We start from the raw sequence: 14687 nt of genomic DNA on the forward strand, positions 1-14687 counted from the left end.
TGTGGACAAGCCCGCTTCGCCGGCCGACAGCATTGGCCGCGCGGCGGACCGCGCGATAGCATCCGCCGCATGAAGCCATCGAAAGACATTTCGCGCCTGATCGAAATCATGGCGGCGCTGCGCGCGCCGAAGACCGGCTGTCCGTGGGACATCGAACAGGATTTCTCGACCATCGCGCCTTACACGATCGAGGAGGCCTATGAGGTGGCCGACGCCATCGCGCGCGGCGATCTCGACGACCTGCGCGACGAACTCGGCGATCTCCTTTTGCAGGTCGTGTACCACGCGCAGATGGCTGAGGAGGCCGGCGAGTTCGCTTTCGGGGACGTGGTCCAGGCCATCACCACGAAGATGATCCGCCGCCATCCGCATGTCTTCGGTGACGAGAAGGCGCGCAGCGCCGGCATGGCCAAGGGCATGTGGGAGAAGATCAAGGCGCAAGAGAAGGCTGAGAAGCGTAGCGCCCGTCTCGCGCGCGGTCTCGACCCGGAAGACAATGGCAAGGGGTTTCTGGACAGCGTGCCGGTCGCCCTGCCTGCACTGACGCGGGCCCTGAAACTTCAGGAGAAGGCCGCCCGTGTCGGTTTCGACTGGAGCGAGGCAGCGCCTATCCTCGACAAGATCGAGGAAGAGATCGGCGAATTGCGCGAGGCCCTGGCCAAGGGCGAAGCCGCCGAGATCAAGGACGAATTCGGCGATATGCTGTTTGCCGTCGTGAATCTCGGCCGTCACCTCAGGCTCGATTCGGAAGCAGCGCTGAGCGGCACCAACGAGAAATTCCGTTCGCGCTTCCACTATGTCGAGCAGGCCCTGGAGAAATCCGGCAGCTCGCTGGAAAAGGCTGATCTGGACGAAATGGAAACGCTCTGGCAGGAAGCGAAGAGCGCGAAATAACTGGCGTTAGCCGTTATTCTTGCGACGCAATCTGCTTTCGATCTCTTCGCGGGCACTTTGCGTCGCCTTCAGCGAGATGGTGGCGCTGCCGTCCTCGTTGTCGGTTCGCGAAACGACATCGCCATTGCGGTAAAGCCAGTCGACAAGGCCGAACTGCGCCGGCTCGATCGTCACCGTCAGATCTTCGAGTTCGCCGGACATCCGTGTCTCGATGATCGCGTTCAGCGCATCGATGCCCTCGCCCGTGACGGCCGATATGGCGACGGGAGGCGCCTTGGCATCCGTACTCTCGGCAAGCAGCCGTGCGCGATTGCCTTCATCGAGCAGGTCGACCTTGTTCCAGACCTCGATGACCCGCTTGGTATCGCCGGCGTCGACGCCGAGATCGGCCAGGATGCGCTCGACGTCCTCGGCCTGGGCGGATGTGTCGGGATCGGAGATGTCGCGCAAATGGATGACGAGATCCGCCTCGACCACCTCTTCAAGCGTGGCGCGGAAAGCCGCGATGAGATGCGTCGGCAGGTCCGAGATGAAGCCGACCGTATCCGAGAGAATGATCGGCGTGCCGTGCGGCAGCCGCACGCGGCGCAGCGTCGGATCGAGCGTTGCGAACAGCATGTCCTGCGCCAGCACCCCTGCCCCGGTCAGCTTGTTGAACAGCGTCGATTTTCCGGCATTGGTGTAGCCGACGATGGCCACCACCGGAAACGGCACCTTCTTGCGCTTGGCACGATGCAGGTCGCGGGTGCGGCGCACCGTCTCCAGCTCGTGCTTCAACTTGACGATCTTGTCCTGCAGGACGCGCCGATCCGATTCGATCTGGGTTTCGCCGGGGCCGCCGAGGAAGCCGGCACCGCCGCGCTGGCGCTCGAGGTGGGTCCAGCTGCGCACCAGCCGGCCCTTCTGGTAGTTGAGATGGGCAAGCTCGACCTGCAGCGTGCCTTCCTTGGTGCGGGCGCGCTCGCCGAAGATCTCGAGGATCAGCCCGGTACGGTCCAGCACCTTGGCGTTGAATTCCTTCTCGAGATTGCGCTGCTGCACCGGCGTCAGCGGATGATCGACGATGACCACCTCCGCGTGCCCTTCCTTGACGATCTCCGCCAACTCCTCGACCTTGCCGCTGCCGAGCAAGGTCGCCGGGCGTGGATCGTTGACGGTAACCACGGCCGTGTGGATCAGATCAAGATCGATGGCGCGGGCAAGGCCGACAGCCTCATCATGACGGGCCTCGGCCGAGCGCGTCAGCCGCGGACGGCTGGTGTCGTCCTCGCCGCGCGACTGGCGGGTAAGCACCGGCACGATGACGACTGCCCGGGTCGGACCCTCGGCTTCCGTCCCCGGCTGATGTGCTGATTTTCCACGAACGCTGCGGTCCGGGTCCTTCTCACGTGCCAATCAGGCGCCCTGGCTTTCCTCGCCATCGAACATCTGAACCGGCTGGCTCGGCATGATCGTGGAAATGGCGTGCTTGTAGACGAGCTGAGAGTGGCCGTCGCGGCGCAGCAGGACACAGAAATTGTCGAATGAAGTGACGACGCCGGTCAGCTTCACGCCGTTGATGAGAAAGATGGTGAGCGGGTTCTTGCTCTTGCGAACAGAGTTCAGGAACAGGTCCTGAAGGTTTTGCGATCGTTCCGCCATTGTTCTTGTCTTTCGCCGATCCCCTTCGGTTTGCAGGCCAATGCGCCAAATTAACCAGCACATGTCAAGCGCGCAAACACCGTCTTGTCGTCAGTAACGACAAGCAGAACGAGATATATTGATGTTCATTCCACCTGTGCGGTTATCAGGCTGGACTTTTTTCCGCAATGTCAAAAAAGGCTTGCCGCAACGAAAGTGTTATCGAGCCGGGGTGGCCGTTGGCGACCGGATCGCCGTCTATGGCCACGACCGGCATGGCGATCGTGGTCGCGGAACTGATGAAAGCCTCCCTCGCCGCCTTTGCCTCGGCGACGGAAAAGCCGCGTTCCTCGATCTTGAGGCCGAGCTTGGCCGCCACTTCAAACATGGTGGTGCGGGTTATGCCGCGCAGAATGCCGTGCTCGGCCGGCCTGGTGACCAGAACGCCGTCCCTGGTGACGATCCAGGCATTCGACGACCCGCCTTCCTTGACGTTGCCGTCCGTATCCACGAACCAGGCTTCCTGCGCGCCAGCTTCCTTGGCCTTCTGCTTGGCCAACACATTGGGCAGCAGGCCGGTGCTCTTGATATCGACGCGATCCCAGCGATTCTCGGGCACTGTGATGACGGCGATGCCGGTCTCGGCCCGTTTGGCCCCAGCAGCGGGATCCAGCTTCCTGGCGGTGATCACCAGCGACGGCTTGGTGTCAGCCGAGGGGAAGGCGAAGTCGCGGCTGGCGACGCCGCGTGTGACCTGGACATAAACCAGGCCGTTGACGACATGGTTGCGGTTGACCACTTCGCGCATGATGAGCGGCAGGACGCCTGGGGTGACCGGCCAGCCGATCGACAGCTCGCCCAGCGAACGCTTCAGCCGGGCAAGGTGACGCGGCATGTCGACGATGAAGCCCCGCGCCACTTCGCAGACCTCGTAAACGCCGTCGGAGAACTGGTAGCCACGGTCTTCGATATGCACGGCGGCATCGGCATGAGCGGTGTAGCGCCCGTTCACATAGGCAATACGCGGCATTTGTCACCTCGGGGGATCTGCTTCGGCTTGTTTAGGCGATTCCGCCTCAACAGTGATGGATAATCGCGTGGGCCACTGAAGCAATTCCAGGAAAAACTTGTAACCGTTTTCCGTCCGCCATTGTGCAGACAAACCCCAAGCGGTCGGCGATCCCTCAAACGCCGAACCCTTCAAGACATCAGGTCAGACGCCGAGCGACTTCAGCTTGCGGTGCAGCGCGGAACGCTCCATGCCGATGAACTCGGCCGTTTTCGAAATGTTGCCGCCGAACCGGTTGATCTGGGCGATCAGATAGTCCTTCTCGAATTGTTCGCGCGCCTCGCGCAGCGGCAGCGCCATGATGTGCTGGTCCGACTGGTTCGGCGTGCGCGGCATGACATCGCCGATTTCGGACGGCAACAGGTCGGCGGTGATCGGCGCATCGACATTGTCGCCGCGCGCCAGGATCATCAGCCGTTCGACATTGTTGCGCAATTGGCGAACATTGCCTGGCCAATTGTGCGCCTGCAGCACCGCCATGGCGTCATCGCCGATGCGGCGCGGCTTGATGCCGGCCTGACGGGCGATCTGCTTCATGAAATTGTCAACGAGATAAGGAATGTCCTCGCGCCGCTCGGCAAGTCCCGGCACCATCACCGGTACCACCGCGAGGCGATGGTATAGATCCTCGCGGAAACGGCCATCAGCGATCATCGCCTCCAGGTTCTGCGACGTCGAGGAGATGATGCGGACATCGACCTTGACCCGTTTGGTGCCGCCGACGCGCTCGAACTGCTGTTCGACCAGCACACGCAGGATCTTGTTCTGCGTCTCGCGCGGCATGTCGGCCACCTCATCGATGTAGAGGATGCCGCGATGGGCTTCCTCCAGGGCGCCGACCTTGCGCTCTACGCCGTTCGATTCGGTGCCGAACAGTTCGATCTCCATGCGTTCGGGCGTGATGTTGGCGGCGCTCAGCGTCACGAAAGGCGCGCTCTTGCGCGCCGACAGCGTGTGGATGGCGCGCGCGGCCAGCTCCTTGCCAGATCCGGAGGGGCCAATGATCATGACGCGGCTGTTGGTCGGCGCGACGCGCTCGATGGTCTGGCGCAACTGGCTCATCGCCGACGACATGCCGATCAGGTCGAAGGTCTCGCCGCTGCGCAGCTTGAGATCGGAAACTTCGCGCCTCAGCTTGGAGGTTTCCAGCGCACGCTCGGCAATCAGAATCAGCCTGTCCGCCTTGAAGGGCTTCTCGATGAAGTCATAAGCGCCGCGTCTGATGGCGGAGACCGCGGTTTCGATGTTGCCATGGCCCGAAATCATCACCACCGGCAGGTTGGGGTGCATGGTCTTGATCTCGTCCAGCAAAGCCAGACCGTCCAGGCGCGAACCCTGCAACCAGATGTCGAGGAAAATCAGCCGCGGCGCTCGGTCGGCGATGGCCGCCAGAGCGGTGTCGGCATCGGATGCCGTGCGGGTTTCGTGACCTTCGTCGCTCAGTATGCCTGCGACGAGCTCACGGATGTCTTCCTCGTCATCGACGATCAGAATATCAGACGCCATTACCGACCTTTTCAGTTTCTCTTTCGTGTTCCGTCCTGCTTTCGCCGCGCGCTGGCGCCACGGCCGCAGGTGGCAGGATGATGCTGATCATCGCGCCGCGCCCGCCATGGAAATCCGCAGGCGCATCGTGGAGCTCCAGCCTGCCGCCATGGTCCTCCACGATCTTCTTGACGATGGCGAGGCCAAGGCCCGTGCCCTTCTCACGCGTGGTCATGTAGGGCTCCAGCAGCCGTTGGCGATTCTCCCGCGGCAGGCCTTTGCCATTGTCGATGACGTCGATGCGAATCGCGCCATTCTGACGTCCGGCTTGAATCCGGATTATGCCGTGCGAACCGTCCTTCTGTTCCAGCCCGTCGATCGCTTCGGCGGCGTTCTTGATCACGTTGCCGAAAGCCTGCGCCAACAGGCGGCTGTCGAAAGTACCCTTGAGCGGTTCGTTGCCGAATATGCGCTCGAACGTGATGTCGGAACGGCTCACCTCGACCAGGAACGAGGCTTCGCGCAGGGCTTCGCGCAGGTCGATGGACTTCATCTCGGGCTTCGGCATGCGCGCGAAAGCGGAGAATTCGTCGACCATGCGGCCGATATCCTCGACCTGCCGGATGATGGTGTCGGTGCACTGGTCGAAGACCTCGCGGTCCTCGGTGATGACCTTACCGTAGCGGCGCTTGATGCGCTCGGCTGAAAGCTGGATCGGCGTCAGCGGGTTCTTGATCTCATGGGCGATTCGGCGCGCCACATCGGCCCAGGCCGAGGAGCGCTGCGCCTGGACCAGATCGGTGATGTCGTCGACCGTCACGACGTAGGATTTCTCCTCCGTGCCGTTATCGCCGGCCTCGATGGTGATCTGTACGTTGAAAGTCCGCTCCGTGCCGGCGCGGAAAAACGTCACCTGCTCGCGATAGACGGGCTTACCCGACTGGCGGCCGATCTCGAAGACGCGGCCGACATGCGGGAGAATGGCGGCAAGGTTCTGCCCCAACGCCGCACTGGCCGAAATGGCCAGCATGGACTCGGCCGAGCGGTTGACGATGGTGACGATGCCATAGGGATCGACGCCGATGACGCCCGCGGTGACACCGGCCAGCACCGCTTCCGAAAAGCGCCGTCGCTCGTCGATCAGATCCTTGGCCGACAGGATCTCGTTGCGCTGCGATTTCAATTCCTGCAGCATCTTGTTGAAAGTATTACCGAGCGAGGCAACGTCGCCGTCGGACGGGCGCACCGGCACGGCGACGTCGAGATTGCCGGTCGCGACCTCGTCGGCAGCGCCGATGAGCTGACGAATCGGCCGCACCAGCCGGTCGGCCACGGCAATGCCGGTCCAGATTGCCGACAGGATGATAATCAAAGTCAACGACAGATAAGGCAACGCGAAAGCCACCTGCGAAGTGCGCCTGTTGTCTTCGAGATTGCGATATTCGTCGGTGTTCGATCTGACGATCTGACGCGCCTTTATCACCTCGGGATCGACCAGCCGGATCGTGTAGAGGTAGAGTCCCTCGATCTCACGCAGCTTGACGATAGCGCCCATGATGTTGCGCGTGCGCGGCTCGATCAGAACCGGCTTGCCATCAGTGGCGCTGGCGACCGCTCCCTCCGGCGGTTCCGGCATGGCGAAGTCGGCATCGGTCTTGGCGCTCATCACGAAGGAGCCGTCGGGCTTGATCAGCGCGGCATGTGCCAGCGAGCGGCCCACCGCTTCCTTGCTCATCAGATCGAGGAAGCCAGTCCGGTCGAGGCCGTACAGCGTGCGCGAGGCGTCGAGGTCATAGGCCATCGACAGCGTCGTGCCCTGCAGGTTGCGCGCGTTTTCCTGCACATAGGCATCGGCGATGGACAGCGACGAATTGACGATCGTCTTGGTGCGAATCTCGAACCAGCGGTCGAGGCCGATATCGAGCGTAATCGACGCAATGATGGCCACCATGATGGCGGGGATGGCGGCGACGAGCGCGAACATGGCCACGATGCGCACATGCAGCCGCGAGGCTGCCTTGCCATGCCGGCGCGCCATGACGATGCGATGCACCTCGCGGCCGATCAGTGCGATCAGCAACAGGACGAAGACGGCGTTGAGCGCGATCAGCGCCCAGGTTGTCCTGGCGTCGGGCGCAATCGGCGTCGCGCCGACCAGAATGGCGAACGAAATGGCAGCCATGACCAGCGCACCGACCACCGCCACCACGCCGGGCAGCGCCAGCAGCCGGCGCCCGTCACGCGTGCCGGGGTCGTTGAAAAGCGGTTCGTTCGGTGTCGGAGCCTGCGAAGCCATGTCGCCGTCTAGAGCCAGTGATTGCGTCGGATCTATGCAACGCATTGTGGCGATTATGCAACAAGTGTGGCCTGGACGGAAATCTTTCGCGGCCAGTCCCCGGAAAAGCGCTTCGGCTCGATCCCGGCTCAGGCCTGGCGTGACGATTTGTAGACGTTGACGCCGAGTTCGCGAATCTTCTTGCGCAGCGTGTTGCGGTTGAGCCCCAGCAGTTCCGCGGCTTTGATCTGGTTGCCGCGCGTCGCGGTCATCGAGGCCAACACCAGCGGATATTCGACCTCCGAGAGAATGCGCTGGTAGAGGCCGGCAGGCGGCAATTCGCCGGCAAACGAGGTGAAATAGCGCTGCAGGAAATGCTCGACCGCCTGGCCGATGGACAGGTCGTCGGGAATGAGGTTGCCGCCGCCCGGCACCACGGGGCGCTCGCCGGTCTTCAGTTCCGCCTCGATGATCTCGGCGGAGATTTCGTCCTGTGAATAGAGCGCGGCGAGCCTGCGGACCAGGTTTTCCAGTTCGCGCACATTGCCCGGCCAGGGATAGCGCTTCATCAATTCGATGCCGCCCGACGAGATACGCTTGGTCTGGAGACCCTCCATCTCGCCGAGCTTGAAGAAGTGCCGGACGAGGTCCGGCACGTCCTCGGAGCGCTCGCGCAGTGCCGGCAGCCTGAGGGGCACGACATTGAGGCGATAGAAAAGATCCTCGCGGAAGAGCCCCTGGTTGATCAGCGTGCGCAAATCCTTGTTGGTGGCGGCGACGATGCGCACGTCGGTCTTGATCGGCGTGCGCCCGCCGACCGTCGTGTACTCGCCCTGTTGAAGGACGCGCAGCAGGCGCGTCTGCGCTTCCATCGGCATGTCGCCGATCTCGTCAAGGAACAGCGTGCCGCCTTCGGCCTGTTCGAAGCGGCCGGTTGAGCGGTTCTGCGCGCCGGTGAAGGCGCCCTTCTCATGGCCGAACAGTTCCGATTCGATCAGGTCGCGCGGGATCGCCGCCATATTGATGGCAACGAAAGGGCCGCCACGGCGGCGGCCATATTCGTGCAGCGCACGCGCCACCAGCTCCTTGCCGGTGCCCGACTCGCCCGAAATCATCACCGTCAGGTCGGTCTGCATCATGCGCGCCAGCATGCGATAGATGTCCTGCATGGCGGCCGAGCGGCCGACCAGCGGCATCGTCTCGGGCTGCTCTTCCGGCCGCGCGTCGATCTTGGGGCGCCGCGGCTCCGACAGCGCCCGGTTGACGATGTTGAGGAGCTCGGTGAGGTCGAAGGGCTTCGGCAGATATTCGTAGGCGCCTGTCTCGGAGGCACGGATCGCCGTCATGAACGTATTCTGGGCACTCATGACGATGACGGGCAGCTCCGGCCGGGCCTTCTTGATGCGCGGCAGCATGTCGAATGCGTTCTCGTCCGGCATCACCACGTCGGTGATGACGAGATCGCCCTCACCCGCCGCCACCCAGCGCCACAGCGTCGAGGCATTGGAGGTCACGCGCACCTCGTGGCCGACACGCGAAAGGGCCTGGTTGAGGACCGTACGGATCGCCGCATCGTCGTCGGCGACGAGAATATTGCCGCGAACGGTCATTTGCGGTCTCCTTCAGCGTATTCATCGGCGCCGAGCGCCGTTTCCTTCCAGGCCGGCATCAGGATGCGGAACATCGTCGCGCGCGGCGTCGATTCGCATTCGATGATGCCGCCATGCTCACCAACGATCTTGGCTACCAGCGCGAGACCCAGTCCCGAGCCGTTCGGCTTGGTGGTGATGAAGGGATCGAACAGGATCGGCAGGATATCCTCCGAGACGCCGGAACCGTTGTCGCGCACGCAGAACTCGAGCGGCAGCGACACGCGGTCCTGGGTGCCTGGAACCGAAACGCGAATGCCGGGCCGGAAGGCCGTCGACAGGACGATTTCACCTTGGGGATCGCCGCCGATCGCCTCGGCGGCGTTCTTGACCAGATTGAGGAACACCTGGATGAGCTGGTCACGGTTGGCGAAAACCGGAGGCAATGAAGGATCATAATCCTCCAATATCTTGATTTTTTTCGCAAAACCGTTCTTGGCGATCGCCTTCACATGGTCGAGCACGACATGGATGTTGACCGGGTAACGGTCGATCGGCCGCTCGTCGGAAAACACCTCCATGCGGTCGACCAGCGAAACGATGCGGTCGGTCTCGTCGGTGATCAGCCGCGTCAGCGCGCGATCCTCGTCGGAAGCGGACAGTTCAAGCAGCTGGGCAGCGCCCCTGATGCCGGAGAGCGGGTTCTTGATCTCGTGAGCCAGCATCGCCGCCAGACCGGTCACCGAGCGCGCGGCGCCGCGATGTGTCATCTGCCGGTCGATCTTGTCGGCCATCGACCTTTCCTGGAACATAACCACGACGGAGCCTGGAAACTCCGGCACCGGGGCGACATAGAGATCGACCACCTTCTCGATGCCGAGACGCGGAGACGACACGTCGACGCGGTACTCGTTGACGGGGGCCCGGCGCTCGCGCACCTGGTCGACCAGTGTCAGCAACGGGCTGCCGAAGGGGATGAGCTTTGACAGCGTGTTACGGGCGAGCATCGTCGCGCTCGAGCGGAAGAAGTCTTCCGCATCGGCGTTGGCGAAGGTGATGAACCCCTCCGGGCTGATCATGATGACCGGACGGCGGATGGTGTTGAGCACGATCTGGGCGGCATCCGCCATTTCCGGGCTCTGGCCGACCGAGGCGTTCATGCGGCGCTCCGCAAGGGTGTTTGCTCGGCGGCCGAAAACACCTCGCGAAGCAAGGTGATCGTCCGCGCGGGATCGAACGACGTGAGAATGGCCTTGCGCTTTTCGTCGGCGCCGGCGCCGGCATGGCGGTCCAGATACCAGCCGAGGTGCTTGCGCGCCTGGCGCAAGCCACTTTCGACGCCGTAGAGCGCAAGCATGTCCTCGTAGTGGGCAATGATGTAGTCGGCCAGTTCCGCAGCGCTTTCCGGCAGATGGGCAAGCTCGCCCGCCGCCGCGGCCGCGATGGTTCCGGCGGCCCAGGGCGCGCCGTAGTGGGCGCGGCCGACCATCACCGCATCGGCGCCGGACTGCTCCAGAACAGCGGCGGCTTGCGCAGACGAAGACACGTCGCCATTGGCGACGACCGGGATCGACACGGCAGCCTTGACGCGGGCTATAGCACGCCAATCAGCCTTGCCCTGGTAGAACTGGCAGCGCGTGCGGCCGTGCACCGTTACCATCTTGACGCCCGCCTGCTCGGCACGGCGCGCCAGGTCAGGTGCGTTGAGCGCCGTTTCGTCCCAGCCGAGCCGCATCTTCAGCGTCACCGGCACACCGACCGCGCCGACCACGGCGTCTACCAGCGACAGTGCATGATCGAGGTTCTGCATCAGTGCCGAACCGGCATAGCCGCCGGTCACCTTCTTGGCGGGGCAACCCATATTGATGTCGATGATATCGGCGCCCTCGCCGGCGGCGATGCGTGCGCCTTCGGCCATGTGTGCCGCTTCGCGGCCGGCAAGCTGCACCATATGGACGGGCAGGCCCGAATGACGTATGCGCAGGTCGCAGCCGGCCCTGCCTTTAGCGAGCTCGCCGCTTGCCACCATTTCGGACACGACCAGGCCGGCGCCATGCGCATGGGCGCGTCGCCGGAACGGCTCGTCGGTAATTCCCGACATCGGCGCGAGGAACACGCGATTGCGGATACTCACGCCGCCGACATCGAGAGGTGCGGCCAATTTGGTCAGGTCAAGCATGCACAAAAACCAAGCATGTTCATTTGCTGCACATTCTCTAGCCATATCGGCCGCAATGTGCAACGCGGAATGACGCCACATTAAGGCGCAATTGGGAAATGCCGAGCTCGGCTGCAGTCCCGAGCATAGCGCCGCGCCTTACACGGACACGCAATGGACGTTTTAGGACTTCATGTTCGCCTACGATCTCTCCGAAAACCGATTACACTTTTGGGGATCGTGCGCTAAGCCAATCGGCATGACTGACGCGAGCGAAAATCAGGTTTTGGAGGCGGACGGCAAGGTCGCGGTGGTTATTGTTGCGGCCGGCCGCGGCGCGCGTGCCGGACAGGCCGACGGCCCGAAGCAATATCAGCAGATCGGCGGTCGCGCCGTCATCGCCCACGTCATCGATATTTTCCTGGCGCATCCGCGTATCGGCCCGCTCGTCGTGGCTATTCACGCCGAGGATCATGACCTTTTTCGACATGCGGTCGGCGTGCACGCCGATCGCGTCACGGCAATTGCGGGTGGCCCCACCCGGCAAGATTCGGTTCGGCTCGGCCTGCTGGCGCTGAGAAGCCACGCACCGGACAAGGTTCTCATCCACGACGCGGCGCGCCCCTTCGTCGACGCGGATCTGATCGACCGCACGATCGCAGCCATCGGCGAGCGCGAAGGCGCGCTCCCGGCGCTGCCCGTTGCCGACACGCTCAAACGCGAATCCGCCGCCGGCATGGTCGCTGAAACAGTGTCCCGGAGCGGGCTTCACGCAGCGCAAACGCCGCAGGGTTTTCCATTCCTGGCGATCATGGCGATGCATGAGGAAGCCTATAACAGCGGCAAAACCGACTTTACCGACGACGCCGCGATCGCCGAGTGGATGCAGATGCCGGTCAAACTCGTTCCCGGCTCGCCGGACAATGTCAAACTCACCTGGGCACGGGACATCGCCATGGCGGACCAACGACTTTCCAGCGAGCGCATGCGCTTTCCCGATATCAGAACCGGCAATGGCTACGACGTCCACGCGTTCGAGCCTGGCGACCACGTCACGCTATGCGGCGTCGCCATCCCGCATGACAAGAAACTGTCCGGCCATTCCGATGCCGATGTCGGGCTCCATGCCCTTACCGATGCGCTGCTGGCGACCTGCGGCGCCGGCGATATCGGCACGCATTTCCCCCCCTCCGACCCGCAATGGAAGGGCGCTGCCTCGCGACTGTTCGTCGAACATGCGGCAAAGTTGGTACGCGCGCGCGGAGGGCGCATCGCCAATGCCGACATCACGCTGATCTGCGAGGCGCCACGCGTCGGCCCGCATCGTGAGGCGATGACGGCTGCCCTGTCGCAGATGCTGGCCATTTCCGCCGACCGCATCTCGATCAAGGCGACAACCAACGAGAAGCTCGGTTTCGTCGGACGCGAGGAAGGCATAGCGGCGATCGCGACGGCGAGCGTGGTGTTTCCCGGCGAGGTGCCGGAATGAGCAACCGCGAACTGGCGAACGCATTGCTGCAAGCCTGCCGGAAGCGCGGCATCATGCTTGCGACGGCGGAAAGCTGCACCGGCGGCATGATCATCGCCGCGCTGACCGACATCGCCGGTTCGTCCGCTGTGGTCGATCGCGGTTTCGTCACCTATTCCAATGAAGCCAAGATGGACATGCTCGGGGTTTCCGCCGCCACGCTGGAGGCTCATGGCGCGGTTTCACGCGAGACAGCGATCGAAATGGCAACCGGCGCGCTGGCGCGCTCCCGCGCCGGGCTCAGCCTCGCCGTTACCGGCGTTGCCGGACCGGGCGGTGGCTCGCCGGAGAAACCGGTCGGCCTCGTCTGGTTCGGGATTGGCCTAAGCGGCCGGCCGGTGACGGCCGAGCGCATGCTGTTCGCCGATGAAGGCCGTGATTTCATTCGCCAGGAGACCGTCAGCCATGCACTTAAGCTGGGATTGCACGCGCTTGGGCATGCTCACGCCGGTTTTGCACCGTAGATGACATCAGCACGCTTCTCGAACGCCTCGGAAAACATGCGGAAAGCACGGTCGAACATCGTGCCCATCAGGGCGCCGAGGATGCGGCTTTTGAACTCGTAATCGATGAAGAAGCAGACGGCGCAGCCGCCGTCGGCAGGGTCGAATCGCCAGACATTGGTCAGATATTTGAACGGACCGTCGATGTATTTGACGTCGATCGCGCGTTCGTCGGGCTTCAGCAGCACCTGCGTCGTGAAGGTCTCGCGGATCGCCTTGTAGCCGATGCTCATATCGGCAACGAGGATGGTACGCCCGTCACGCTCCTTGCGCGAGCGCACCGTCAGCGCCTCGCAAAGCGGCAGGAATTGCGGATAAGCTTCGATGTCGGCGACCAGGGCAAACATCTGTTCCGGCGTGTGGGCAACGCGGCGGGTGGCTTCGAATTTCGGCATGAACCCAACTCTAAAGCGCGTCGCGTCGACACATACTCATGCGACGCGCTTTGGAGTCTTTGTTCTCGTGCATGTCGTTCTCCCAAAACCCGAGGTCACTTTGGGCGACATGCATCAGAGTGATTTCTGGAGCTGCGCTTCGCGCGCGGCGCGCAGCCTGGCGAAGTCGTCGCCGGCATGGTGCGAGGAGCGGGTCAACGGGCTCGACGCCACCAGCAGGAAGCCCTTGGTCCGGCCGATCGTCTCGAAGGACTTGAACTCCTCCGGGGTGACGAAGCGGATCACCGGGTGGTGCTTTTTCGATGGCTGCAGATACTGACCGATGGTCATGAAGTCGACATTGGCTGAACGCAGATCGTCCATCAGCTGCAGGATTTCGTTTCGCTCCTCGCCCAGTCCAACCATGATGCCGGACTTGGTAAAGATCGAAGGGTCGAGCTCCTTGACCCGCTGCAAAAGCCTGATCGAATGGAAATAGCGGGCGCCTGGGCGGACCGTCAGGTAGTTCGACGGCACGGTTTCCAAATTGTGATTGAACACGTCCGGCTTGGCGGCCACGACGATCTCCAGGGCGCCGTCCTTGCGCAGGAAATCAGGCGTCAGGATCTCGATCGTGGTCGAGGGCGTCGCCGCGCGGATAGCACGGATGACGTCGGCGAAATGCTGTGCGCCGCCATCGGCGAGGTCGTCGCGGTCGACAGAGGTGATGACGACGTGGCTGAGCCCCATCTGCTTGACCGCGTGGCCGACGCGGGCCGGCTCATCCGGATCGAGCGCGGTCGGGATGCCGGTCGCGACATTGCAGAAGGCGCAGGCGCGCGTGCAGATCTCGCCCATGATCATGAAAGTGGCGTGCTTCTTCTCCCAGCACTCGCCGATGTTCGGGCAGCCGGCCTCCTCGCAGACCGTTACCAACTTATGCGATTTCACGATCTCGCGGGTTTCGGCATAGCCTTTCGATACCGGCGCCTTGACGCGGATCCAGTCAGGCTTGCGCAGCACGTCCTGGTCGGGCTTGTGCGCCTTCTCGGGATGGCGCAGCCGCGGCGCATTGGCAATCGTGTCGAGGACGGTGACCATCGGAACCCTGGTTTCTTTGCGATCGCCGCCGGCGATCGTCACTTACACGTCATCTAGGACTTTTCAGCACAAAGAAAAAGGCTGCGGCGGA

13 protein-coding genes are annotated in these 14687 nt (G+C 63.1%); 3 read left to right on the forward strand and 10 right to left on the reverse strand.

The window, feature by feature from the left end; all coding sequences use genetic code 11:
- The first annotated feature begins 69 nt into the window (after positions 1-69).
- Positions 70-894: a nucleoside triphosphate pyrophosphohydrolase gene (gene mazG / locus LB551_RS03295; RefSeq protein ID WP_224658209.1), complete on the forward strand. Its 825-nt coding sequence runs from the start codon at positions 70-72 to the stop codon at positions 892-894.
- A gap of 6 nt (positions 895-900) precedes the next feature.
- On the opposite strand, the gene hflX is transcribed toward mazG, so the two are convergent.
- The 8 genes from hflX to dusB all read right to left on the reverse strand — a co-directional run bounded on the left by hflX (position 901) and on the right by dusB (position 11111).
- Entirely contained in the window at positions 901-2289 is a 1389-nt protein-coding gene (hflX, locus tag LB551_RS03300) for a GTPase HflX (RefSeq protein ID WP_224658210.1), read from the reverse strand.
- Complete coding sequence (hfq, locus tag LB551_RS03305) at positions 2290-2535, reverse strand: RNA chaperone Hfq (protein WP_006202172.1); 246 nt, start codon at positions 2533-2535, stop codon at positions 2290-2292.
- A gap of 145 nt (positions 2536-2680) precedes the next feature.
- Positions 2681-3544 (reverse strand): D-amino-acid transaminase, encoded by an 864-nt coding sequence (locus tag LB551_RS03310; protein ID WP_224658211.1) that lies wholly within the window; start codon positions 3542-3544, stop codon positions 2681-2683.
- 183 nt (positions 3545-3727) lie between these two features.
- On the reverse strand, positions 3728-5089 hold the full coding sequence (locus LB551_RS03315) for a sigma-54-dependent transcriptional regulator (protein ID WP_140548579.1): 1362 nt from the start codon (positions 5087-5089) through the stop codon (positions 3728-3730).
- Positions 5079-7364, reverse strand: a complete 2286-nt coding sequence (locus LB551_RS03320) for a sensor histidine kinase NtrY-like (protein WP_224658212.1) — start codon at positions 7362-7364, stop codon at positions 5079-5081. The genes LB551_RS03315 and LB551_RS03320 overlap by 11 nt, the downstream gene beginning before the upstream one ends.
- A 128-nt stretch (positions 7365-7492) precedes the next feature.
- Positions 7493-8953, reverse strand: a complete 1461-nt coding sequence (gene ntrC, locus LB551_RS03325; RefSeq protein ID WP_140515418.1) for a nitrogen regulation protein NR(I) — start codon at positions 8951-8953, stop codon at positions 7493-7495.
- Positions 8950-10092: a two-component system sensor histidine kinase NtrB gene (locus LB551_RS03330; protein ID WP_224658213.1), complete on the reverse strand. Its 1143-nt coding sequence runs from the start codon at positions 10090-10092 to the stop codon at positions 8950-8952. The genes ntrC and LB551_RS03330 overlap by 4 nt, the downstream gene beginning before the upstream one ends.
- Positions 10089-11111: a tRNA dihydrouridine synthase DusB gene (gene dusB / locus LB551_RS03335; RefSeq protein ID WP_224658214.1), complete on the reverse strand. Its 1023-nt coding sequence runs from the start codon at positions 11109-11111 to the stop codon at positions 10089-10091. Before dusB ends, LB551_RS03330 begins: the two co-directional genes overlap by 4 nt.
- Positions 11112-11349: 238 nt before the next feature.
- On the opposite strand from dusB, the gene LB551_RS03340 reads away from it, so the two are divergent.
- Complete coding sequence (locus LB551_RS03340; RefSeq protein ID WP_224658215.1) at positions 11350-12579, forward strand: bifunctional 2-C-methyl-D-erythritol 4-phosphate cytidylyltransferase/2-C-methyl-D-erythritol 2,4-cyclodiphosphate synthase; 1230 nt, start codon at positions 11350-11352, stop codon at positions 12577-12579.
- On the forward strand, positions 12576-13082 hold the full coding sequence (locus tag LB551_RS03345; RefSeq protein ID WP_224658216.1) for a CinA family protein: 507 nt from the start codon (positions 12576-12578) through the stop codon (positions 13080-13082). Before LB551_RS03340 ends, LB551_RS03345 begins: the two co-directional genes overlap by 4 nt.
- Here the strand turns inward: LB551_RS03345 and LB551_RS03350 are convergent.
- Positions 13061-13516 (reverse strand): type II toxin-antitoxin system RatA family toxin, encoded by a 456-nt coding sequence (locus tag LB551_RS03350; protein ID WP_140548589.1) that lies wholly within the window; start codon positions 13514-13516, stop codon positions 13061-13063. The genes LB551_RS03345 and LB551_RS03350 overlap by 22 nt on opposite strands.
- Positions 13517-13630: 114 nt before the next feature.
- Positions 13631-14596 (reverse strand): lipoyl synthase, encoded by a 966-nt coding sequence (gene lipA, locus LB551_RS03355; RefSeq protein ID WP_224658574.1) that lies wholly within the window; start codon positions 14594-14596, stop codon positions 13631-13633.
- Between the last annotated feature and the right edge of the window lie 91 nt (positions 14597-14687).

The sequence above is a fragment of the Mesorhizobium sp. BR1-1-2 genome, from assembly GCF_020165435.1.
GTDB lineage: Bacteria > Pseudomonadota > Alphaproteobacteria > Rhizobiales > Rhizobiaceae > Mesorhizobium.

What these genes read in the sequence shown, in the direction of transcription:
- dusB (WP_224658214.1), bottom strand. Translation starts at nt 11,111, where the DNA reads ATGCTTGACCTGACCAAATTGGCCGCACCTCTCGATGTCGGCGGCGTG.
- mazG (WP_224658209.1), top strand. Translation starts at nt 70, where the DNA reads ATGAAGCCATCGAAAGACATTTCGCGCCTGATCGAAATCATGGCGGCG.
- LB551_RS03320 (WP_224658212.1), bottom strand. Translation starts at nt 7,364, where the DNA reads ATGGCTTCGCAGGCTCCGACACCGAACGAACCGCTTTTCAACGACCCC.
- LB551_RS03340 (WP_224658215.1), top strand. Translation starts at nt 11,350, where the DNA reads ATGACTGACGCGAGCGAAAATCAGGTTTTGGAGGCGGACGGCAAGGTC.
- ntrC (WP_140515418.1), bottom strand. Translation starts at nt 8,953, where the DNA reads ATGACCGTTCGCGGCAATATTCTCGTCGCCGACGACGATGCGGCGATC.
- LB551_RS03315 (WP_140548579.1), bottom strand. Translation starts at nt 5,089, where the DNA reads ATGGCGTCTGATATTCTGATCGTCGATGACGAGGAAGACATCCGTGAG.
- LB551_RS03350 (WP_140548589.1), bottom strand. Translation starts at nt 13,516, where the DNA reads ATGCCGAAATTCGAAGCCACCCGCCGCGTTGCCCACACGCCGGAACAG.
- hfq (WP_006202172.1), bottom strand. Translation starts at nt 2,535, where the DNA reads ATGGCGGAACGATCGCAAAACCTTCAGGACCTGTTCCTGAACTCTGTT.
- LB551_RS03330 (WP_224658213.1), bottom strand. Translation starts at nt 10,092, where the DNA reads ATGAACGCCTCGGTCGGCCAGAGCCCGGAAATGGCGGATGCCGCCCAG.
- lipA (WP_224658574.1), bottom strand. Translation starts at nt 14,596, where the DNA reads ATGGTCACCGTCCTCGACACGATTGCCAATGCGCCGCGGCTGCGCCAT.
- LB551_RS03345 (WP_224658216.1), top strand. Translation starts at nt 12,576, where the DNA reads ATGAGCAACCGCGAACTGGCGAACGCATTGCTGCAAGCCTGCCGGAAG.
- LB551_RS03310 (WP_224658211.1), bottom strand. Translation starts at nt 3,544, where the DNA reads ATGCCGCGTATTGCCTATGTGAACGGGCGCTACACCGCTCATGCCGAT.